Annotated in this window: 25 protein-coding genes; 15 read left to right on the forward strand and 10 right to left on the reverse strand. The window is 52.0% G+C overall.

Annotation, left to right across the window (positions count from 1 at the left end; translation table 11 throughout):
* Positions 1–48: 48 nt before the first annotated feature.
* The gene (gene pitA, locus ACOZIO_RS14640; protein WP_129953862.1) at positions 49–1554 is read left to right on the forward strand and encodes an inorganic phosphate transporter PitA; all 1506 of its coding nucleotides are present in this window, start codon (positions 49–51) and stop codon (positions 1552–1554) included.
* A gap of 96 nt (positions 1555–1650) precedes the next feature.
* Here pitA and uspB read toward each other — a convergent pair whose 3' ends face one another.
* On the reverse strand, positions 1651–1986 hold the full coding sequence (gene uspB / locus ACOZIO_RS14645) for a universal stress protein UspB (RefSeq protein ID WP_129953863.1): 336 nt from the start codon (positions 1984–1986) through the stop codon (positions 1651–1653).
* 337 nt (positions 1987–2323) lie between these two features.
* Here uspB and uspA point away from each other — a divergent pair, with 337 nt between their 5' ends.
* From uspA to ACOZIO_RS14660, 3 genes are all read left to right on the forward strand, one after another.
* The gene (gene uspA, locus ACOZIO_RS14650; RefSeq protein ID WP_014333460.1) at positions 2324–2764 is read left to right on the forward strand and encodes a universal stress protein UspA; all 441 of its coding nucleotides are present in this window, start codon (positions 2324–2326) and stop codon (positions 2762–2764) included.
* Positions 2765–2985: 221 nt separating this feature from the next.
* Positions 2986–3135, forward strand: coding sequence for a hypothetical protein (locus ACOZIO_RS14655; protein ID WP_217138483.1), 150 nt, complete (start codon positions 2986–2988; stop codon positions 3133–3135).
* 11 nt (positions 3136–3146) lie between these two features.
* Positions 3147–3509 (forward strand): hypothetical protein, encoded by a 363-nt coding sequence (locus ACOZIO_RS14660; protein WP_217219234.1) that lies wholly within the window; start codon positions 3147–3149, stop codon positions 3507–3509.
* Between the two features lie 65 nt (positions 3510–3574).
* Here ACOZIO_RS14660 and rsmJ read toward each other — a convergent pair whose 3' ends face one another.
* Positions 3575–4321 (reverse strand): 16S rRNA (guanine(1516)-N(2))-methyltransferase RsmJ, encoded by a 747-nt coding sequence (gene rsmJ / locus ACOZIO_RS14665; protein ID WP_129953865.1) that lies wholly within the window; start codon positions 4319–4321, stop codon positions 3575–3577.
* 9 nt (positions 4322–4330) lie between these two features.
* A complete protein-coding gene (gene prlC / locus ACOZIO_RS14670; protein WP_129953866.1) occupies positions 4331–6391 on the reverse strand; it encodes an oligopeptidase A in 2061 nt (686 codons plus the stop codon).
* Between the two features lie 181 nt (positions 6392–6572).
* Here prlC and ACOZIO_RS14675 point away from each other — a divergent pair, with 181 nt between their 5' ends.
* Both ACOZIO_RS14675 and gorA read left to right on the forward strand, forming a co-directional pair.
* Complete coding sequence (locus ACOZIO_RS14675; RefSeq protein ID WP_013573521.1) at positions 6573–7415, forward strand: 23S rRNA (adenine(2030)-N(6))-methyltransferase RlmJ; 843 nt, start codon at positions 6573–6575, stop codon at positions 7413–7415.
* A 164-nt stretch (positions 7416–7579) separates the two neighbouring features.
* On the forward strand, positions 7580–8932 hold the full coding sequence (gene gorA, locus ACOZIO_RS14680; RefSeq protein WP_129953867.1) for a glutathione-disulfide reductase: 1353 nt from the start codon (positions 7580–7582) through the stop codon (positions 8930–8932).
* Between the two features lie 137 nt (positions 8933–9069).
* Here the strand turns inward: gorA and cho are convergent, their stop codons facing one another.
* Positions 9070–9921 (reverse strand): excinuclease Cho, encoded by an 852-nt coding sequence (gene cho, locus ACOZIO_RS14685; protein WP_129953868.1) that lies wholly within the window; start codon positions 9919–9921, stop codon positions 9070–9072.
* A 162-nt stretch (positions 9922–10083) separates the two neighbouring features.
* Positions 10084–10392, reverse strand: coding sequence for an antibiotic biosynthesis monooxygenase (locus tag ACOZIO_RS14690; RefSeq protein ID WP_129953869.1), 309 nt, complete (start codon positions 10390–10392; stop codon positions 10084–10086).
* 139 nt (positions 10393–10531) lie between these two features.
* Here ACOZIO_RS14690 and ACOZIO_RS14695 point away from each other — a divergent pair, with 139 nt between their 5' ends.
* Positions 10532–11440, forward strand: a complete 909-nt coding sequence (locus ACOZIO_RS14695; protein WP_217219238.1) for a LysR family transcriptional regulator — start codon at positions 10532–10534, stop codon at positions 11438–11440.
* Between the two features lie 32 nt (positions 11441–11472).
* On the opposite strand, the gene ACOZIO_RS14700 is transcribed toward ACOZIO_RS14695, so the two are convergent.
* The 3 genes from ACOZIO_RS14700 to ACOZIO_RS14710 form a co-directional block, all read right to left on the reverse strand.
* Positions 11473–13059, reverse strand: coding sequence for an MFS transporter (locus ACOZIO_RS14700; RefSeq protein WP_217138487.1), 1587 nt, complete (start codon positions 13057–13059; stop codon positions 11473–11475).
* Positions 13056–13475 carry a DoxX family protein gene (locus ACOZIO_RS14705; protein WP_421595447.1) on the reverse strand — a complete coding sequence of 140 codons (420 nt, stop codon included), beginning with the start codon at positions 13473–13475 and terminating at the stop codon, positions 13056–13058. Before ACOZIO_RS14705 ends, ACOZIO_RS14700 begins: the two co-directional genes overlap by 4 nt.
* 62 nt (positions 13476–13537) lie before the next feature.
* Positions 13538–14179, reverse strand: coding sequence for a hydrolase (locus ACOZIO_RS14710; protein WP_129953873.1), 642 nt, complete (start codon positions 14177–14179; stop codon positions 13538–13540).
* A gap of 328 nt (positions 14180–14507) precedes the next feature.
* Between ACOZIO_RS14710 and ACOZIO_RS14715 the strand changes: the two genes are divergently transcribed.
* A complete protein-coding gene (locus ACOZIO_RS14715; RefSeq protein WP_129991490.1) occupies positions 14508–15338 on the forward strand; it encodes an alpha/beta fold hydrolase in 831 nt (276 codons plus the stop codon).
* 94 nt (positions 15339–15432) lie between these two features.
* Here ACOZIO_RS14715 and ACOZIO_RS14720 read toward each other — a convergent pair whose 3' ends face one another.
* Positions 15433–16365 (reverse strand): sugar-binding transcriptional regulator, encoded by a 933-nt coding sequence (locus ACOZIO_RS14720; protein ID WP_129953875.1) that lies wholly within the window; start codon positions 16363–16365, stop codon positions 15433–15435.
* Positions 16366–16598: 233 nt separating this feature from the next.
* Between ACOZIO_RS14720 and ACOZIO_RS14725 the strand changes: the two genes are divergently transcribed.
* The 7 genes from ACOZIO_RS14725 to ACOZIO_RS14755 all read left to right on the forward strand — a co-directional run bounded on the left by ACOZIO_RS14725 (position 16599) and on the right by ACOZIO_RS14755 (position 21124).
* Positions 16599–17534: a tagatose-bisphosphate aldolase gene (locus ACOZIO_RS14725; RefSeq protein ID WP_129991491.1), complete on the forward strand. Its 936-nt coding sequence runs from the start codon at positions 16599–16601 to the stop codon at positions 17532–17534.
* Positions 17527–18123 carry an AAA family ATPase gene (locus ACOZIO_RS14730; protein WP_129953877.1) on the forward strand — a complete coding sequence of 199 codons (597 nt, stop codon included), beginning with the start codon at positions 17527–17529 and terminating at the stop codon, positions 18121–18123. The genes ACOZIO_RS14725 and ACOZIO_RS14730 overlap by 8 nt, the downstream gene beginning before the upstream one ends.
* A gap of 207 nt (positions 18124–18330) precedes the next feature.
* Complete coding sequence (locus tag ACOZIO_RS14735) at positions 18331–18774, forward strand: PTS sugar transporter subunit IIA (RefSeq protein ID WP_129991492.1); 444 nt, start codon at positions 18331–18333, stop codon at positions 18772–18774.
* A 64-nt stretch (positions 18775–18838) separates the two neighbouring features.
* A complete protein-coding gene (locus ACOZIO_RS14740; protein WP_047606432.1) occupies positions 18839–19141 on the forward strand; it encodes a PTS sugar transporter subunit IIB in 303 nt (100 codons plus the stop codon).
* Between the two features lie 77 nt (positions 19142–19218).
* On the forward strand, positions 19219–20484 hold the full coding sequence (locus ACOZIO_RS14745) for a PTS sugar transporter subunit IIC (protein WP_129953880.1): 1266 nt from the start codon (positions 19219–19221) through the stop codon (positions 20482–20484).
* A 20-nt stretch (positions 20485–20504) separates the two neighbouring features.
* Entirely contained in the window at positions 20505–20822 is a 318-nt protein-coding gene (locus ACOZIO_RS14750) for a hypothetical protein (protein ID WP_205951598.1), read from the forward strand.
* Between the two features lie 119 nt (positions 20823–20941).
* Positions 20942–21124, forward strand: coding sequence for a 4-oxalocrotonate tautomerase (locus ACOZIO_RS14755; RefSeq protein WP_421595448.1), 183 nt, complete (start codon positions 20942–20944; stop codon positions 21122–21124).
* 73 nt (positions 21125–21197) lie between these two features.
* Here ACOZIO_RS14755 and msrA read toward each other — a convergent pair whose 3' ends face one another.
* Positions 21198–21740 carry a peptide-methionine (S)-S-oxide reductase MsrA gene (gene msrA, locus ACOZIO_RS14760; RefSeq protein WP_129953882.1) on the reverse strand — a complete coding sequence of 181 codons (543 nt, stop codon included), beginning with the start codon at positions 21738–21740 and terminating at the stop codon, positions 21198–21200.
* Between the last annotated feature and the right edge of the window lie 133 nt (positions 21741–21873).

Here is a 21873-nt window from a genome sequence, read left to right on the forward strand (position 1 = left end):
CTCGCAGATAATGCGCGGCGTTCATGACCACTAACTGGCGTAACAATTATGCTGCATCTATTTGCCGGATTGGATATTCATACCGGTTCGTTATTGATTCTCGCGTTACTGTTTGTTCTGTTCTATGAAGCCATTAACGGCTTCCATGATACGGCCAACGCAGTGGCAACCGTCATCTATACCCGGGCAATGCGTTCGCAATTAGCGGTCGTGATGGCAGGGGTATTTAACTTCTTTGGCGTCCTGCTCGGTGGTTTGAGTGTGGCTTATGCCATCGTTCATTTACTGCCAACTGATTTGCTGCTCAACGTGGGTTCTGCTCATGGCCTTGCCATGGTGTTTTCTATGTTACTGGCGGCGATCATCTGGAACCTTGGCACCTGGTATTTCGGCCTGCCGGCGTCCAGTTCCCATACCCTGATCGGCGCCATCATTGGCGTAGGGCTGACCAATGCATTAATGACTCACACCTCTGTGGTCGATGCGTTAAACATCCCCAAAATGATCGGTATTTTTGCCTCACTGATCGTCTCCCCGCTGGTCGGGATGATTATGGCAGGTACCATGATTTTCCTGCTGCGCCGTTACTGGAGTGGCAACAAGAAACATGCACGTATCCACCTGACCCCTGCTGAACGGGAAAAGAAAGATGGCAAGAAAAAGCCGCCATTCTGGACACGTATCGGCCTGATCCTGTCGGCTATCGGCGTGAGTTTCTCTCATGGCGCTAATGATGGTCAGAAAGGTATTGGCCTGATCATGCTGGTTCTGATTGGTGTGGCTCCGGCGGGTTTTGTGCTGAACATGAGTGCAACCGGTTACGACATTACCCGTACCCGCGACGCCGTGACCCACCTCGGACAGTATTATCAGCAACATGCTGATGCCGTACCGCATGTGGTAGCACTGACACCGATAGTGCCTGCACCTGATGTTAATATCGCACCGACTGACGAGCCCAAAGTGTTCCACTGCGACAGCAGCCACGCACTTGACGCCATTGGTCGTGCGCAAAGCCTGCTGACTAATCTGCAATCTTATAGCGACCTGTCACCGGACGAACGCAGCCATATGCGTCGCCTGCTGATGTGTGTTTCTGATACTGCGGATAAAGTGGCGAAGCTGCCGGAAACTTCCGCCGCAGATAAACGCTTCCTCGGCGAGCTGAAAACCGACATTCTGCAAACCGTCGAATATGCACCTATCTGGATCATTATCGCGGTAGCGCTGGCGCTGGCACTGGGTACCATGATTGGCTGGAAACGTGTTGCGACCACCATCGGTGAGAAGATTGGTAAGAAAGGCATGACTTACGCACAGGGGCTGTCAGCACAGCTTACTGCGGCAGTGTCCATCGGCGTAGCCAGCTACACCGGCATGCCAGTTTCCACCACGCATGTGTTGTCGTCTGCCGTCGCGGGCACCATGATTGTCGATGGCGGCGGTGTGCAGTCGAAAACCGTGAAAAACATCGCGATGGCGTGGATATTAACCCTGCCGGTGTCGATTGTGCTTTCCGGTGTCCTGTACTGGATTGCCCTGAAGCTGATCTGATGCTTGTCTGACAGGCAGTAAAAAGGCGACCTTGCTCAGCAGGTCGCCTTTTTTGTTTCCTTATTCACTCATCCTCCCTCACGTTTCTTTCAGTTTCTAATACCAGATCAGCATCGCTAACATACTGATTAATATTAAACCGACCAGTGCCGTAGTCAGGATAAACTGACCGCGAACCCGCTCACAACGGCGAATAAACTCAGGATCGTGATGTTCAACGTAGCGCTGAGCATAAATATAGCGTACCAACCTTATTTGCTTGCCAGGCTGACCGTGAGCCGTAAAAAACCCTCCGCCATCGACGTACTGATACAACAGCGGATCGCACCCCCGCAGAACCACCAGCAATGCGCGCAAAGAAGAGTAATAGCGCAGCATATTCACTACACATACAAAACATAAAGCCCAAAACAGCGCAACGGGACTGATCATGATTCCCCCTCAAGGCGAACTGACACCGCGCAATGCGCCCGTCATGCTGGCACACACCCGGCGTTTCGCCCTGCCTTTCCGCAATTTCACACCCCCGGGCTACCTTCGCCCGCCCTCTTTTCGTACCACAGAAGATTGCCAAAGCAGGAGACGCCTGCATTATTGAGTGTAGGAAACGAATCCGAAACTGTTCATATTATTTATATCTATGGATTCTCAGATAAGGAAATGGGATCTGTATGCTTGATTTATTTAACCATTTTGGCGCTATACTGACGTCATGACATCCGCATGACGCTGATATTGCTATTAACCGACTTATGGAAGGAGTTTTCTTATGGCTTACAAACACATACTTATTGCTGTGGACCTGTCGCCGGAGAGCAAAGTTCTGGTCGAGAAAGCCGTTTCCATGGCGCGCCCGTATAACGCCAAAGTGTCCCTGATCCACGTTGATGTGAACTATTCAGACCTGTATACGGGTCTTATCGACGTTAACCTGGGCGACATGCAGAAACGTATTTCCGAAGAAACCCATCACGCGTTGAACGAACTGTCGCAAAATGCCGGCTATCCGATTTCGGAGACCCTCAGCGGCAGCGGTGATCTGGCGCAGGTGCTGGTAGATGCCATCAACAAATATGGCGTGGACTTAGTGCTGTGCGGCCATCATCAGGATTTCTGGAGCAAGCTGATGTCCTCAGCACGCCAGTTGATTAACACCGTTCATATCGACATGCTGATCGTGCCATTGCGCGATGAGGAAGAAGAAGCGTAAGAGGCGTTGCTGTTAATATTGTAAACAAGCCCGCTGGTTTTCACCTGCGGGCTTTTTTTGTCTTTTTGCCTGGAGAATACGGGTCGATTCCTGAACAAAGGATTAATCTGTATATACAGAATAGGTGATTATCAATATATAAATCACATCCCTCTGTTAATTATGAAGAATATTCAAACAGCATGGGTATATACGGAAGATGTTTTCATACAGGATGTATTATGAAAATCCAGTGTTCACCGGCAGTGAAAGAGAAATTGTTCGTAAAATATAATGTTGTGGAGAAAGAGGTCTTCGAATGCTTTGCTAACCGCGAGGGGCATTATCTGAAGGATACCCGCGAAAAGCTGGCAGCAACACTCCCAATTTAGAGGAAGATATTATGACGACCCGCCATGACGCTCAGGATAATGCAGAAATGTGGGATAATCGCGAACTCGGAGCATCGGAGGAGCATGCAGAGGCAGTTAACCCTTCTCTGGCCGCTGAATTTGATGACATGATGGAGCTTCAGGCCATCTCAATAAGGTTGCAAAAATCGCTGCTGAATAACCTGAAAACCATCGCGGCACATCACCAGATTGGATACCAGCCGATGGTCAGGGATTTACTGACGCGTTTTGCAGAAGCAGAAATGAAAAAGATCCTGATTGACCAATTAAACAAGATCGACGAAGCACAGCGGGATCGCGAAAAAACGGTGCCGGTTACTGAGTTTATTGAAGATTTGCGTAATCAGGCATGAAAATAAGAAACCAGAACGTATGTGCAGCGCTTTCTGGTTTCTTATTAATCATGCGATGCCTTTGGTTACAACGGCGTATAGATATCAAACCGGTGACTTTTGGTCACGACAGCGGCCTGGGCGGCGATATCAGCCATCGGCGGTGCGTAGTCCGGGCGTTTGACCACAATACGTTTAGTCGCTAAACGGCGTGCCGGTTCCAGCAGGCCATCCGCATCTTCATCCGGGCCGACTAATCCCTGAAATACCCGCATCTCTTTCTTCACCAGCGCACTTTTCTGTTTATGCGGATACATCGGGTCGAGATACACCACTTCCGGTTTTGGCGATAGTGCAGCCAGCGCTGTCAGGCTTGAGGCATGCAGCAACGTCATACGCTCGCGCAGCCACGGGCCGATTTCTGCATCGCGATAGCCGCGCGCCAGCCCGTCATCGAGCAGTGCCGCCACTACCGGATTGCGCTCCAGCATCCGCACCTTACACCCCAGGGACGCCAGTACAAACGCATCACGGCCCAGCCCTGCGGTGGCGTCAACGACATCCGGCAGATAGCTGCCTTTAATGCCGACGGCTTTGGCTACTGCCTCACCGCGTCCGCCGCCGAATTTGCGACGATGCGCCATCGTGCCGCCGACAAAATCGACATAAATCGCGCCGAGTTTTGGCTCGTCACGTTTGCGTAATTCCAGACGTTCAGGCGTCAGCACCAGCGCCATTACGGCATCCGGGTCAGACGTCAGATCCCAGCGCTGCGCCAGAACAGATAAGGCGCCTTCATCGGCGCCTTCTTCACACAGTAAACACACACTCACAGGCAGAGGTTATCCTTTGATTCCGTAGTGGCGCAGCATAGCATCCAGCTGCGGCTCACGCCCGCGGAAGCGTTTGAACAGCTCCATCGGCTCTTCGGAACCGCCACGCGACAGAATGTTATCCAGGAATGACTGGCCGGTTTCGCGGTTGAAAATGCCTTCTTCTTCAAAGCGGGAATAGGCATCGGCAGACAACACTTCCGCCCACAGATAGCTGTAATAACCCGCCGCATAACCGCCCGCAAAGATGTGGCTGAAAGCGTGCGGGAAACGTCCCCACGACGGTGACGGTACCACGGCCACCTGTTTTTTGATTTCTGCCAGCGTTTGCAGGATTTGCGCACCTTTGGCCGGGTCGTACTCTGCATGCATACGGAAATCGAACAGACCGAACTCCAGCTGACGCAGGATAAACAGCGCCGCCTGATAGTTTTTCGCCGCCAGCATCTTATCCAGCATCTCTTTCGGCAGGGGTTCGCCGGTTTCAAAATGACCGGAGATAAACGCCAGAGCGTCCGGCTCCCAGCACCAGTTTTCCATAAACTGGCTTGGCAGTTCGACAGCATCCCACGGTACACCGGCAATACCGGCAACCCCCGGCGTGTCGATGCGGGTCAGCATATGATGCAGTCCGTGACCGAATTCATGGAACAGCGTGGTGACTTCGTTGTGCGTAAACAGTGCCGGTTTGTTGCCCACCGGACCGTTAAAGTTACAGGTCAGGTATGCGACCGGTTTTTGCAGTTCGCCGTCCGCTTTGCGCATACTGCCCACGCAGTCGTTCATCCATGCGCCACCGCGCTTGTGTTCACGGGCATAAAGATCGAGATAGAAGCTGCCGCGCAGGTCGCCGGTTTCATCGAACAGATCGAAGAAACGCACATCTTTGTGCCAGGTTTCCACATCTTTGCGCTCTTTGGCGGTGATACCGTAAATACGTTTCACCACTTCGAACAACCCTTCCAGCGCACGCTGTTCAGGGAAGTAAGGCCGTAACTGCTCGTCGTTAATGGAGAACAGGTGCTGTTTCTGTTTTTCGCCATAGAACGGCAAATCCCAGGCTTCCATCTCATCCACGCCGAAATGTTCTTTGGCGAAAGCACGCAACTGCGCCAGTTCCTGCTCGCCCTGCGGACGCGCACGTTTTGCCAGACCGCTCAGGAAATCGATCACCTGTTTCGGGCTTTCCGCCATTTTGGTGGCAAGCGACATATCCGCAAACGAATCAAAACCTAACAACTGGGCCAGTTCGTGACGCAGCGCCAGCTCTTCGGCCATGACCTCACTGTTGTCCCACTTACCGGCATTCGGCCCCTGATCGGAGGCACGGGTGGCAAACGCACGGTACATCTCTTCACGCAATTCACGGTTTTCGCCGTAGGTGATCACCGGCAGATAGCTCGGGATATCCAGTGTTAACAGCCAGCCTTCCTGCTCTTTAGATTCTGCCAACGCTTTTGCAGCGGCCAGTGCGCTTTCGGGCAGACCTTTCAGGTCATTCTCATCAGTGATGAGTTTGCTCCAGCCCATGGTGGCATCGAGCACATTGTTACTGTAGGTCGAACCCAGTTCAGACAGGCGCGCGGAAATTTCGCCATAACGCTTTTGTTTGTCCATCGGCAAGCCAATGCCGGACAACTCAAAATCACGCAGCGCGTTATCGATGGCTTTTTTCTGAGCCACGGACAGTGTGCTGAAATGTTCGCTGTCTTTTAAATCGCGATACGCCTGATACAAACCGGCATGCTGCCCGGTCCAGGTGCTGAATTCAGACAGAATTGGCAGACATTGCTCGTAAGCTTCACGCAATTCCTGGCTGTTTTTTACGGCGTTGAGATGCCCGACCGGCGACCAGATGCGGCTCAGGCGATCGTCACTTTCGGCCAGCGGCTGACACAGGTTTTCCCAGGTATAAGGTGCGCCCTGGGCAACAACGCGTTCAATCGTCTGACGGCTTTCTTCGATAGCGGATTTCATCGCAGGGACAATATGTTCGGGCTTGATCGCAGAGAAAGGTGGCAGGGAGAACGGTGTTAAGAGCGGATTCGACGCATTTTGCTGTTCAGTCATAGGGCCAGTCCTTCGTAATAGCGTTTGGGGCTGATGCGCCTGTGGCGCACCACGCCGTGAATTCGGGTCGTCTTAAAGATGACGTAACTTCTAACATGCGGTCAAGTTACGGTGAAATCAATGGGTGGCGGCGGGATAGTCTTTAATGGATAATGCCGCGAAGCCGCAGGAGAAGCCGCACATGTTGAGTTACCGCCACAGTTTTCACGCAGGCAACCATGCCGACGTACTGAAACACACCGTTCAGAGCCTGATCATTGAATCTCTGAAAGAAAAAGAAAAACCCTTCCTTTATCTCGACACCCACGCGGGTGCCGGGCGCTATCAGCTGAGCGGCGAGCACGCCGAACGCACCGGCGAATATCTGGAAGGCATCGCGCGCATCTGGCAGCGGGACGATATTCCTGAAGAACTGGCGGCATATATGTCGGTCGTCAATCACTTCAACCGCAATGAAAACCTGCGTTATTACCCGGGTTCGCCGCTGATTGCCCGTCAGCTGTTGCGCGAAGATGACAAGCTGCATCTGACTGAACTGCACCCGAGCGATTTCCCGCTGTTGCGCAGTGAGTTTCAGAAAGATGACCGCACCCGCGTTGCCCGCGCTGACGGTTATCAGCAACTGAAAGCCCAGTTGCCACCGCCTTCACGCCGTGGGCTAATCCTGATGGACCCGCCGTATGAAATGAAAACCGATTATCAGGACGTGGTAAAAGGCATTCAGGAAGGCTACAAGCGTTTTGCCACCGGCACTTACGCGCTGTGGTATCCGGTGGTGATGCGTCAGCAAATCAAGAAAATGCTGCGTGATCTCGAAGCGACCGGCATCCGCCGTATTCTGCAAATCGAGCTGGGCGTGCGCCCGGACAGCGATCAGCGCGGCATGACCGCTTCCGGCATGATCGTGATTAACCCACCGTGGAAACTCGAGCAGCAGATGAACAACGTGCTGCCGTGGTTGCTCAAAGTGCTGGTGCCTTCCGGTACCGGTCACACCACAGTTAACTGGGTTGTGCCTGAGTAAAAGCCTGCATAAATTGCCGGAGCCTTTTTTCAAAGGTTCTGGCTATCAAACCTATCACAATCATTGATCCAATCTTTTCCACAACACGTTAAACTCTTAGCCAAATTTTGAGATTAATGACGCTGTATCAGTGTCTCCATTTTTCACAACTTACGGATAAAACGATGACCAAACATTATGACTATCTGGCAATTGGCGGCGGCAGCGGCGGTATCGCATCAATCAACCGTGCAGCCATGTATGGGAAAAAATGTGCGCTGATCGAAGCTAAAGAGCTTGGCGGCACGTGCGTCAACGTGGGTTGTGTTCCGAAAAAAGTCATGTGGCATGCCGCGCAAATCGCAGAAGCGATCCGCAACTACGGCCCGGATTACGGTTTTGATACCACCGTTAACAGCTTCAACTGGAAAACGCTGGTCGCCAACCGTACCGCTTACATCGACCGTATCCACACCTCGTACGACAACGTACTGGGCAAAAATAACGTGGATGTGATCAAAGGTTTTGCCCGTTTCGTTGACGATCATACCGTTGAAGTGAACGGTGAGCAGATCACCGCAGATCACATTCTGATCGCCACCGGCGGACGTCCGAGCCATCCGGATATTCCGGGTGCAGAATACGGCATCGATTCAGACGGTTTCTTCGATCTGACCGAAATGCCAAAACGCGTTGCGGTTGTCGGTGCAGGGTATATCGCGGTGGAGATCGCCGGTGTGATGAACGCACTGGGTGCCGAAACGCATCTGTTCGTGCGTAAACATGCACCGCTGCGGACTTTCGATCCGCTGATCGTCGAGACGCTGGTAGAAGTGATGGAAACCGAAGGTCCGGCACTGCATAAAGAATCCATTCCGAAAGAAGTGGTGAAAAATGCCGACGGCAGCCTGACGCTGAAGCTGGAAAATGGCCAGGAATTTGTTGTCGACAGCCTGGTCTGGGCGATTGGCCGCGAACCGGAAACTGACAACTTCAACCTGAAAGCGACTGGCGTGAAAACCAACGATAAAGGTTACATCGTCGTCGATAAGTTTCAGAATACCAGCGTAAACGGCATTTACGCCGTGGGTGATAACACCGGTGCGGTTGAACTGACCCCGGTGGCTGTTGCCGCCGGTCGTCGCCTGTCAGAACGCCTGTTCAACAACAAGCCGGACGAACATCTGGATTACAGCAACATCGCCACCGTCGTGTTCAGCCACCCGCCAATCGGTACAGTGGGCCTGACCGAACCGCAGGCGAAAGAGCAGTTCGGCGAAGACAACGTAAAAGTCTACAAATCAGCCTTCACCGCCATGTATACCGCCGTCACGCAACACCGTCAGCCATGCCGCATGAAGCTGGTATGTGTCGGTAAGGAAGAGAAAATCGTTGGCATCCACGGCATCGGTTATGGCATGGATGAAATGTTGCAGGGCTTTGCGGTCGCACTGAAAATGGGCGCAACCAAGAAAGACTTCGACAATACCGTCGCTATCCACCCGACCGGTGCCGAAGAGTTTGTGACCATGCGCTGATAGCGTCATGCTCTTGCCGGAAAAGTGTTATCTCCGGCAAACAAAAGGCTGAGGATCTTATGATCCCCGGCCTTTTTTTATAGCGCTATTTACACTGCAGGAAGCAAAGAACACAGCCGGTTATCACCGTAGTGATCTCAGTCCAGCAAAATCACTTTCGGGCTGTCTGCCTCGAATAAAGGTTTGCAGAGGATTTTATAACTGTCGCGGTCAAAATGCGGCACAGCAGTATCAAAGGCTTTGGCGGCTTCCAGCGTTTTCACTGTCCCCAGGTAAAACCAGTGATTAATGACGTGATAATCGGTCAGTCCGTTGGCTTCTTCGGCGATGGCAATCCGTCCCGGATACGGCCAGCTACGAATTTTCAGGGCGCTGAGTGCTTCCCGCAAACGTGCCTGATGGGCCTCCTGTGATTCTTTGCCACAACAGACTCCGGCGCATTTGCCCAGTGAAAAGCGGAAACATGCGCGATTTTTTGACAGCTTTTCCAGCCCCAGCGCGCCGTAACATAGCTTTTCCTGATCGGCGATCTCACGGATCTTTTCGACTGCCGACATCCTGGTTTTAAACAACCCAAACAGGTCTTCGCTGTGCGAAAAATCCACATCATCGCTGAAAACGATGCTGGCCGTCAGCCCCTGAAGCCGGATGGAACACAGCTTACGGGCAGTGCGCAGACGCTTATTAAACAAAGGTCTCCGGGTTTTGATCAGATCAGATTCCAGCAATAAGGCGCCGACTTCCCCGATCGTTTCAATAAATTCAATATCACGGGTCATATGCAGGAGTTTGGCTTCGCCAGGATTGCGGAAGTGCGACATGACCCGGCTGCGGATATTCACGCTTTTACCGATATACAGCGGAAAGGCATTATCATCACCGTAAAAAATATACACGCCGCTGCGGTTGGGCAAATTTTCTAAGGTATGACGAAGATGCTCAGGGTACTGATAGAGCTCGGTAAAAAGCTCTTTCTCGGGATTCCACAAAATAGCTGACCTGTTTTTCTCTGATAACTTTTCTCTGACACCTTTTTTGAAACTTTTCTAAAACAAAAAATGCCGTATAAAAAACAGACGGATAATACTGGTGATTTATACAGCCTTCAACCTTTGTAGGAAAAATCTTGTGTAAATATTGAACGTCAGGATTTACGCCTGGGTACGCAGCTCTATATATTCCTGACCATTCAGCAGGTTAGCTAAGGTTTTTTCACGGTTTTCCCGCTGTCCGGATTGTATCCACTGGTAAAGATTATCAATGTTATCGAAACGGACCAGCACGGTGTAGATAGTTTCCCCATGAACCGGCCGCAAGATTTTTACACTTTGGTAACCGGTAAAACTTGCCGCATCGGCCATCAGTTTCTCCAGCCAGGATTCATATTCCGTCAGCTTATCCCGCCGTACGCCATGGGTTATCACCAGAGTAATGTGGTCAGGTTGGTGCGGATAAGTCATCAGATATTCCTTCTCATTAACCGTTGTTCTGGTTAACTGAATGTTGCGTTATATTCATGAACGATACGAAATCAATACAGTCATTCATAACGGAAATATTTTGGGTTGTTGTTAAACAATTTTTGGGGTGGGGGAAATAATGCGATTAAGCCTTGAAGCGCTGCTGATCCTGGATGCGCTGGACAGACACGGCACTTTTGCCGCTGCGGCTGCCAGACTGTTTAAAACCGCTTCTGCACTGAGTTATACCGTGCAGAAAATGGAAAGTGATCTGAATATCAAGCTTCTGGACCGCTCAGGCCACCGCGCGACATTCACACCCACTGGCCGTCTGATGTTGGAAAAAGGCCGCGTACTGCTGCGGGCCGTCAGTGAGCTGGAACAACAGGCGCAGTACGTCGAAAGCGGCTGGGAAAGCAAACTGACCATCAGCGTCGATGCTTCCGTCCCGTTCGCGCTGCTTGCGCCGCTGATCGACCGTTTTTACGCAGAACATCAGCACACCCAGTTATTGTTCCGCCACGACGTACTGGCGGGTTGCTGGGAAGCGCTGAGTTACGGCGAAGCCGACATCGTATTCGGTGCCGTGCAGGAGCCGGTGACGCGCAGCGGCATTGAATACCGCCCGATCGGCTGGCTGGAATATGTGTTTGCAGTAGCAAAGCATCACCCGCTCGCCTCACTGCCGGAACCGCTGGTGCGTGAGCAAATCCGTCAGTATCGCGCGGTGGTGGTTCACGACACGTCCCGCCACGGTACAGGGGCTGATTTACGCGTGCTTGATGAACAGAAAATGCTGAGCGTTCATGATTTTAACGCCAAAGTTCACGCACAAATTGCCGGGCTGGGTTGTGGCTATTTGCCGCGTTACCTCGCCGCGCCGCATCTCGAAAGCGGTGCGCTGGTGGAGCGTCGTCTCGATACAGAAACCCGTCGCGATCAGGCTTTTATGGCCTGGAACGAAAATGCCACCGGCAATGCCGCCATGTGGTGGCGCGAAAACTTACAGAATTTCGACGGTATCGCAGCGGTGTATAGCCTGGAATAAAAAAAGCCGCATTATGCGGCTTTGTACTGCGACTAACGTACCGAAAGGTAATGATGTACCTGAGGTTTATTTTCTCCACGGTGATAACGTGTCACTTCGCTTTGCAAATCGGCATCGGCATGCGACACACGCTGATGCTGACGCAGATGCTCTTGCCAGGATTCCACCAGGAACCATTCCACCAGACGCAACGGATCATCGCTGTGCTCGGTGATCCCCCACGCATAAGCCCCGTCACGGCGGCGTGCCAGCGAAAGTTTGCGGATTTCAGCCAGAAACGCCGGACGATCTTCCTGTGCAATCATATATTCAATCTGGATCATCACCGGACCGCGATCGCCCTGCACATCCCCTTCCACGACCGGATTATCCCAGTGCCCGGCAGGTTGTAAATCCGCCTCGCCAGCGGGCAATTTCAGCCGCCAGCATACCAGCGCGGCGATAACTAATCCGCTGCCGGCGAGTAACAGCGCCCCGACCAGACCGGTTTCCCGGGCAATTAAACCCCAGAACAAACTGCCCGCTGCCATCGCACCGTTAAACACCATCAGGTACACTGCCAGCCCGCGGCCACGCACCCAGTCAGGCAGTACCGCCTGCGCCACACCGTTCATGGAGGTCAGCGCGATAATCCAGCCAATCCCTAATACCACCATCAGCACCACGGCCAGCCATTTTTCCGGTGATGTTGCCAGCAGCAACATGACGGCGGCGGACAGTAAGGCGGAAAGCAGCACCAGTCCGTCAGCGCTCAGTTTCCGGCGTAAACGGGGCAACAGCAGCGCACCGAAAATCGCGCCGACGCCCACTGCGCCAAGCAGAACACCGTAGAATCCGGCAGTACCGTGCAACATATTACGGGCAATCAGCGGCAACATCGCCCAGATGGCGCTGGCGAAAGCGAAGTAAATCGCGGCACGCAGCAGCACACGGTGAAGTTCCCGGCTGGCTTTGACATATCGCAGCCCCGCACGGAACGCACCCAGGAAGTGCTCCGATAACTCATTTTTCGCTTTAACCGGACGCTTCCACCACAGCAATGCGCCGATGACAAAAACATAGCTCATGACATCTGCGCCGTAAGCCGCACCGGCACCGAGGCTGGCCAGCAGCAAACCTCCGCCAGCGGGACCCACCGCCCGGGCAATGTTGATCCCCAGTGAATTCAGCGCGACGGCATTTCTCAAATCTGAACGGGGCACCAGTTCCGGCACAATCGCCTGCCAGGCAGGCCCCATCAGCGCGGCACCGATACCGCCGATAAAGGTCAGTGCTACCAGGTATTCTACGGTCAGCAAATTATTGTGTGACAACAGAAGCAAGGTTCCGCTGACACCTGCCAGCAACAACTGAACAAAAATCAGCAGGCGGCGACGGTCAAGAATATCGGACAGCACACCCGCGGGGATCGCCAGCAAAAAAATCGGCAAGGTTGCTGCGGTTTGCATCAGCGCGACCGCCGCAGGGTTTGATGACAGCCCGGTGACTAACCACGAGCTGGCCACATCACGCATAAAACTGCCGGTATTACCGAGAATGGTTGCCACCCAAATCGTGGCAAATAATCCTTGTTTCAGCGGTGAAAAAGCGCCGCCGGTCGCAACAGTATTCTGGCTCATACCCGCCCCTTAAGGTCATCCCAGGCAACATAGATAAAAGCGCCGGACAGCCCGATATGCTCGAAGAAACCGTTCATCATCATGGCGCGTTCCTGTCCCGACACCTGCCAGAAGGCATTTGCCATAAAATTGGCGCTGAAAGTGAACAGCGCCAGCGCCAGCGCACCCGCCCGGCGAAAGCGTCCGGTAAGAATCAGTGCCGAAGCCGCCAGTTCCAGCACAATCACCGCAGCGGCCATGGGCGCGGCCGGTGACAAACCGAAATGTTGCATCTCGGCAATCGCGCCGGGAAAATCGAACAGTTTGACGATGCCACCCTGCAAATACGCGGCACATAAGGCCAGCAGGGCCAACCAGCGGATGACCGCGAAAGGGATAACAGGTGCCGACAGGCGGGAAACAGGGGCATGACGCATGATGTCTCTCCTGCCGGAACCCGCCTGAGCACGGTTCCGGCTTAATGGATAAATGAAGAAGGTTACGCTTTACGCTGCGGGGCTTTGTGCACCATGGTGTAGGCGTAATCGACACCCATACCGTAAGCACCGCTGTGTTCACGCACCAGATCCATAACAGCGTCGTATGTCTCTTTACGTGACCAGTCGCGCTGATACTCGAGCAGAACTTGCTGCCAGGTCACCGGCACTGCACCAGCCTGCACCATACGGTCAATGGAACGTTCATGAGCGTCCACGCTGGTGCCGCCGGAGGTGTCGGTCACCACATACACTTCATACCCTTCTTTCAGCGCCATCAGTGCCGGGAATGTCAGACACACTTCGGTCCACAGGGCGGAGATGATCAGTTTTTTGCGGCCTGTGGCTTCAACGGCTTTCACGAATGCTGCGTCTTCCCAGGAATTCATTGAGGTACGCTCAATCGGTTTCACATCCGGATGCACCGCCAGTAATTCCGGCCAGATATAACCGCTGAAGCTTTCCGTCTCGACCGAGGTGTAAATCACCGGCACGTTAAAAACTTTGCCCGCTTTAGCGAGAGCGACCGTATTATTTTTAAGCTGCTGGCGATCGATATTCGCAACGCCGAAGGACATTTGTGGCTGATGGTCGATGAAAATCAGGGTGGAGTTCTGTGGGTCCAGCAGATCGAATTTAGACATTTTCATTTCCTCTCAGAGTGCATTGTTAGATTGAGTGTTTGTATTTAACGTCGTGCTGTTGTGCTGCTGGAATTAACAATAGGTCAGGACATTAAAAGCGGATAGCGGAAAGAATTTGGCAACTTGTTCAGATTTTTTTGACAGGTATTACCCTCTCTATATGCCCGATAATACCCATTAATTTCAGCGCGATAGGAACAACAAAATCTTTTAACAACTTATCAAAAACATCCTGTTATCAATATTTCCCTGCCACGCCTAATGTTGTTTTCAACACAACACACGACCCGTATAAAACCTGCAAAATAATCGCTGAGGAAATCTATAAATGAGCACATTCAATACACAAGACGGCACTCAAATTTATTTTAAAGACTGGGGTAAAGGTAAGCCGGTATTATTCAGTCACGGCTGGCCGCTGGATGCTGATATGTGGGACAGCCAGATGAATTTCCTGGCCGATCGCGGCTACCGGGTTATCGCTTTTGATCGCCGTGGTTTTGGCCGTTCAGAACAACCATGGGAAGGTTACAACTACGACACTTTCGCCTCTGATATCAATGATCTGATTGAACATCTCGATTTGCAGGACGTGACGCTGGTCGGCTTCTCCATGGGCGGCGGCGACGTCACCCGTTACATCAGCCGTTACGGTTCAGAACGCGTCACCCGCCTGGTCCTGCTGGGTGCGGTCACACCGCTGTTTATTAAAACGGATGATCATCCGCAGGGTGTGGATAAATCCGTATTTGATGGTATCAAAGCCGGTTTACTGAAAGACCGTGCACAGTTCATCAGCGATTTTGCGACACCGTTCTACGGCACCAATCAGGGGATGACCGTTTCTGATGGCGTGATGACGCAGACGCTCAACATTGCACTGATGGCGTCGCTGAAAGGAACTGTTGATTGTGTTACGGCCTTCTCTGAAACGGATTTCCGCCCGGACATGGCGAAAATTACCGTACCGACGCTGGTTATTCACGGCAGCGCGGATCAGATAGTACCGTTCGAAGCCACAGGCAAACTGGCAGCAGAAATGATTAAAAACGCAGAGCTCAAAATCTATGAAGGCGCACCGCATGGTTTTGCTGTGACGCATCAGGATCAGCTGAACGACGATTTACTGGCATTCCTGACCGGTACTGCTCAGCGGTAAACAACGTCATCCGCAGAAACGAAAAGGCATTCCCGCAAAGGAATGCCTTTTTCTTTTGAGCCTGTTTTAAGCACTTCTTTTAACAAAGCAGCCGTCAGACTACCGGCAGTCTATCCAGAATCGCCTGTGCGGTATTCACGTCCGTCACTAATGAATTAATCATGCCTGAACGCACGGCACCGATAATCCCTGCCGCTTTTTCCGGCGTTGCCGCCACGCCGATAGTCAGCGGCGTTTTGCGCAACTGTTCAACCGAGGCCGCAATCATTCGCTCCTCGCCTTCCCAGTGCAATAACTCGCCCGTTCCCGTGAAGTAATGGCGCAGCACATCGCCTGCGGCATCGCTCAGCGCCTGCTCGCCGGGTGTCGCGGTGGTGGATTCGCTCGGCTTCGGCGTATGCGTCAGTCCCACACCGACAATCGCCGCATCGAGCCTGTCCCACAGTGAAATGATTTCCTGCACACTCGGGTCCGAGAGAAACGCATCACGCAATTCCGCAGAAGAAAGATAAGGGGCATGCAGGAAATACGGCGTGCCTTCCATCTGTTCCGCTGCGCGGCGCACGAACTCGGTTATCTGAAAATGCGGCGCAGATTGTTGCATACCGCCGTTGAGCGCCACGGTCATGATCCCCGGCAGACGAGGCATACCGGCCAGCGTGACTTCGCGCACCGCCCTTCCCCAGCCAATACCGAGCACCGATCCCGCCCCTAAACCGGCGTCCTGTAAAAGAGAAGCCAGCGGCGTCGCCAGTGCGCCGAGCACATTGCCCGGCGGCGCATCCACAACATACGCCTGTTTGAGCCCGAGACGTTTTATCAGATCTGCCGTCATGTCTTCCGGTGAAGATAATCCCACCACTTCGATGCGTACAATCCCCGCCGCGCGGGCTTTATTCAGCAACCGGGAGATGGTTGCCGTCGACACATCCAGCTTGCGTGCAATCTCCACCTGAGACATATCAGACTCGTAATGCAGCTTCGCTACCAGATGCATCATGGCACGCGTTGCTGCAATATCTTGCAAAATTGGCTCTTTCAGCTTGAAATTCCTTTCAGTAATGAATTACACTCAAATCGTCGATTGAGGGATTATTGCGCAACACCTGTAAAAATGCAATGTGCCGGATCGGGCTTCAACCCTTGTAATACGGCATGTTACGCGATTTTCCACCCCGTTTATCCAGGGGGTAAACACAGAACGTCCAGTGTAATCGAGATTTTTTCATCTGTAATAAATTTCACGCAAAGGAGAGTTCCATGTCAAAAATGTCCACCTCAGAATTACGCAGCTATCAGCAGATTTGCGGTAAAAATGGCGCAATGATGGTGATCGCCTGTGACCAGCGCGGCGCCATGCGCAGCCTGCTCGCCAGCGATCCGCAACAACAATCTGCCATTTCAGAGCACGAACTCGGGCTGATTAAAGCCGACATCACGCAATATCTTGCCAGCAAAGCCTCCTGCGTACTGGTCGATCCGGTCTGTGCCGTGCCGCAACTGGTGGACAACGGCATCATTGCCCGCGACACCGCGCTGCTGATTGGCCTGGATGCATCAGGCTGGGATAATTCGCCGGAAGGTTATCGTCTGTCACGGCTGGTGGAGAATGTCGATGCGCGTCGTGTGCGTGAGCTCGGCGCGACCGGCGGTAAAATCATGGTGTATCTGCGTTCCGATCAGGAAGCGGCAAACCGTCATAACATTGATATTCTGCGCCAGTGCATTGAAGATTTCGCCCGCGAAGACCTGCTGCTGGTGGTGGAGTTCCTGACCTATAAACTCGACAACGAAACCGGGGAAGAATATAAAGAAAAAGTCCCGTCTCTGATTTATGGCGGCACGAAGATTTGTCTGGAATGCGGGGCTAAGGTGTTGAAACTGCCCTATCCTGGCTCAAAACAAGCCTGTGCTGACATCACGAAACTCGCGGGTGACGTGCCGTGGGCCGTGCTTTCTGCGGGCGTTGACCATTCCACCTTCCTCAAACAAGTGGCGGATGCCATGAGCGAAGGCGCATCAGGCGTTATCGCAGGCCGATCATTGTGGAAAGACTGCATCTCACTGGACCGCAATGCGACAAAATCCCGTCTGGAATCGCTGGCTGTACCGCGTCTGAACGAACTTCAGGCCGTCATTGAGCAGCATTTCCATGCACCGGCACACAACCAGACACAACAGGTGGAACATGTCTGAAAACAGAAGCGCCTCACGAAATGGCTTTACCGGCAAACGCGTCATCCTGGTGAACGGGATCCCGGCGTCAGGTAAAAGCCGACTCGCCGTTGAGCTTTCTGCATACAGCGGCTGGCTGCAACTGTCGCTTGATGGCATTAAAAACCCATTTCTTCAGCGATTAGAGAATGTTGACCGTCCTTTTAACCGCGTGCTCGGGCTGGCAAGTTATCAGGTTATCTGGGACATCATCGGCGGCGCGCCTCAGGGCAGCACTTTTATTGTCGATGCGTGGTTTGGTTTTCAGCCCAAAGAGGTATTGCAGGATTATCTGCAACGGGCGGGCGCATCACAGGTTGTGGAAATCTGGTGCCAGATTGATGCTGAACGTGCGGCCGAACGATTTTCCTCACGACTGGGCGAACGTTTACCGGGACATGTCGGGGCAGAATATATTCCCGAATTAAAAATTCTCGCCGGAAATGCACGACCAATAACCTCAGGGCCAGTGTATTCTGTGGACCAGAATGTTATCGGACAAAATAAGCCTGTGAACATTGTTGATATTCATACGTGGATAATTAATGCATTCCACACACAACTCCAATAAATACCTGAACAAAGGAAATATTTATTTACTGAAAAAGTAAGTTAATTCTGATATCGGGATATTGTTAACCCTCTACTATCATTCATTCTTTCAGGTTGTTTGAAATTATTATCGTTCATTGATGGCTAATAGGATTGGACAGATCACAGTTTTTATTTTAATTAAATATCATACTGAGAAAAGACCCTATTCATATGAAGAGGTATTATGTTAAGCGACTGGATTAATGAAAACAACACGCAAATCATTAGCAAAACAGATGACTGGAAAAGTGCAGTAGCAGTTGCCGTACAACCGTTAATTGATTCGGGCGCAGCGGAAAATCGCTATCTTCAGGCTATATATGATATGCACCGGGAGATCGGACCTTATTATGTTTTGGGCGAAGGTATTGCGATGCCACACGCCCGGCCTGAAGAAGGGGTTAACCGGACGGCACTGTCTTTGGTCATTGTTTCAGAAGGCGTTGAGTTTGGCAGTGAAGGTAATGATCCGGTTTACGTTATCTTCGCGCTGGCCGCGGTGGACAGCCATTCGCACATCGAAATGATTGCCAGCCTTTCCCATCTGTTCTGCGATGACGAGGCAGCGGAACGATTAAAACGCAGTAAAAACAAACAGGAAGCATTAGAGATTATCCGGCAGTTTTAGACGTGAAGTGAAAAAGATAAACATAACCCTTTATGAACACCTACAAAGAACGTAAGGAAAAATGATGAAAAAGCTATCAATCCTGGCGGTATGCGGTGCGGGTCTGGGCAGCAGTTTTGCCTGTGAAATGAGTATCGAAGCGGCACTGAAGGATCTGGGTGTGGAAGCCGATTTATCACATTGTGATATTTCCAGCGCCACGTCTTCAAGAGCTGACATTATTATGACCGGCGAGAATTTCAGATCGCAATTTCAGCATTACACCATTAATGCCAATATTATTTATCTGAAACGACTGGTGGATAAAAATGAAATAAAGACCAAGCTGACGCCTATTCTTCAGGAGATGGGGCATCTGGCCACGTAATAACACGCTGTCTTAATTCACAATACGTATAAATTAAATCAACAGAACAATTACCGTGAACTCTACAGGGGACGCTTATGTCTTTCCTTCACTTTATTGTCAATGATGTATTAGGCCAGGCATCAATATTAATATCACTGATCGCCATGATTGGTCTGATAGCATTAAAGAAAAGCACCGGGCAAGTTATTACCGGCACATTAAAAACGCTTCTGGGTTTTTTGGTTCTGCTTTCCGGTGCAAGTATTATTGTTAATGCCCTGACCTTTCTGGGTGAAATATTCCAGAAAGGGTTTCATATGCGCGGGATTGTTACCGACGTCGGTTCTATTGCCGGTATCGCACAGCAAACCCTCGGGCGTGAAACCGCATTAATTATGGTTCTGGCGTTTATCGTCAATATCCTGATTGCCCGCCTGACCCGTTTCAAATATATCTTTCTCACCGGACAGGCATCCCTGTGGATGGCCACGGTGTGTTCCGTTATCGGGTATATGGGCGGTTTGCGCGGTACGGAACTGATCCTGACCGGCGGCATTATTGCGGGCATTATGGCCGTCGGGATGCCGGTGCTGGCTCAGCCGATCGTGCGTAAAATCACCGGTTCCGATGACATTGCACTCGGCCATTTTTGCACCATCGGTTATATCGTGCAGGCGGGTGTGGCGAAAATCACCGGCGATGTCAGTAAAAGCACCGAAGATTTCGAGCTGCCGCAATCTTTCTCTTTTCTGCAGGACACCTACCTGTCGATGATGGTGGTGATGATCCCGATTTACCTGATCCCGGCGATTGCCGCAGGGCCGGAAGTCGTCGCGCCTTACGCCAATAACGTCAACTATCTGGTCTATTCGTTCCTGCAATCCATTCAGTTTGTGGTCGGCGTTTATGTTCTGCTGTCGGGTGTCCGCCTGTTGCTGGCGGAAATCGTACCGGCATTTCGCGGCATCGCCCTGCGCATTGTCCCGAACGCCATTCCGGCACTCGATTGCCCGGTGCTGTTTCCGTATGCACCGAACGCCGTCATTATCGGCTTCATCTCCACCACCATTGGCTCCGTCATCGGCATGTTCCTGTTTCCGAGCCTCGGGCTGGCGATGATTTTACCGGGCATGCTGACCAACTTCTTCGCGGGTGGCACAGCGGGCATCTTCGGCAATGCTGTCGGCGGGCGGCGCGGCGCAATTATCGGCGGCATCTTCCACGGCCTGTTTATCACCCTGCTGCCTGCGTTGCTGCTGCCGCTGCTGGGTAAGTTCGGCTTCTCGAACGTGACGTTCAGTGACTCAGACGTCATCAGCGTCGGGCTGGTATTCGGCCACATTCTTAACTTCTTCCACTAAGCGAACCGGAGAGCCTTCTTATGGATAAAAGTTTGGACACACGCATCGGACAAATTTTAGCGCAACAGATGCCGCCGCAGGCGTCGGCGAAAGCACTTAATGAACTGGGAAAACAGTATCAGGAACAGCAGGATCTGGACGCGGCCATTGCCTGCTGGGAGCAAAGCATGGCCTGTTATGGCAAACCCGGGTTTGCCCAGGCTCAGCTGATGAAAGCCTACAATGCCCGGCGGCGTCAGTGCTCTGAAGCCGGTGACGGCAAAGGGCTGGAGCAATATTCTGAGAAAATCGATGCGCTGATGCAGCAAAGTAAGGATGCAATCCGCTACGGATTCTGAGGGAGCCAAAAGCCAGAACAGAGGTTCCGGCTTTTGTTTTTCACGTCTTTATTCTTCTCAATCCTTCCGTAGAATAGATTTTGCCCCCGTCGTGAGGGCCTAATAACGAAGGATTTACTATGCCGATGATCCGTTTGGAAATGTTGCCGGGCCGCACTACTGAACAAAAACGCGATTTTGCCCGTGAAGTGACCCGCCTGGCGGTAGAAACGCTTAACTGTAAGCCTGAAAGTGTGGATGTGATAATCACTGAAATACCAAAATCACATTGGGCAAAAGGGGGCGTATTACCGGAAGAATAATAGGCGGGATTAAACGCCGTCAGCCAGCACAGAGAATGTGCTGGCTGAGCCGATAAAACGGCCAGAAACGTGATTACTTTTGCAAAGATTTCGTCCGCTGCGCAAAGCTCTTGCGCAATTTTTGCAGTTTCGGCGGGATCACCGCCATGCAGTAACGGTTCTGCTGTCCTGCGCCATCCCAGTAATTCTGGTGATAACCCTCGGCCACGTAGACTTCACCGAGCGGTTCAATGCTGGTGACAATCGGATCACTGTGATCATGTTGCGCACGCAGTATTGCCGCTTCCGCCTCTGCTTTTTGCTGGTCGTTAGCCGGGAAAATCGCTGAACGGTATTGCGTACCGACATCATTCCCCTGGCGGTTAAGCTGGGTCGGATCGTGCGTCGCAAAATGGATATCCAGTAAATCGCCGTAGGTCAGTTTTTCCGGGTCAAACCCTACACGGATGGCTTCCGCATGGCCGGTCGTGCCGGTGCAAACCTGTTCATAATTCGGATTCGGACGACGCCCGCCGGTGTACACACTTTCCACCGACTCCACGCCGATGACGTCTTTGAACACCGCTTCCGTACACCAGAAACAGCCGCCACCGAAAATAGCGTATTCGATTGTCATACAGACTCCTTCACTGAGGGGGTAGAAGAAATATGGGGACGAATAGCATTGAGATAAAGGTATGGCATTAAAAAAACAGAATGTGAAATTTTATCCCCGGTAAATGATATTATTTTGCACCCGCTTATTTCCC

Source organism: Rahnella sp. PD4, assembly GCF_049199325.1.
GTDB classification, from domain to species: domain Bacteria; phylum Pseudomonadota; class Gammaproteobacteria; order Enterobacterales; family Enterobacteriaceae; genus Rahnella; species Rahnella perminowiae.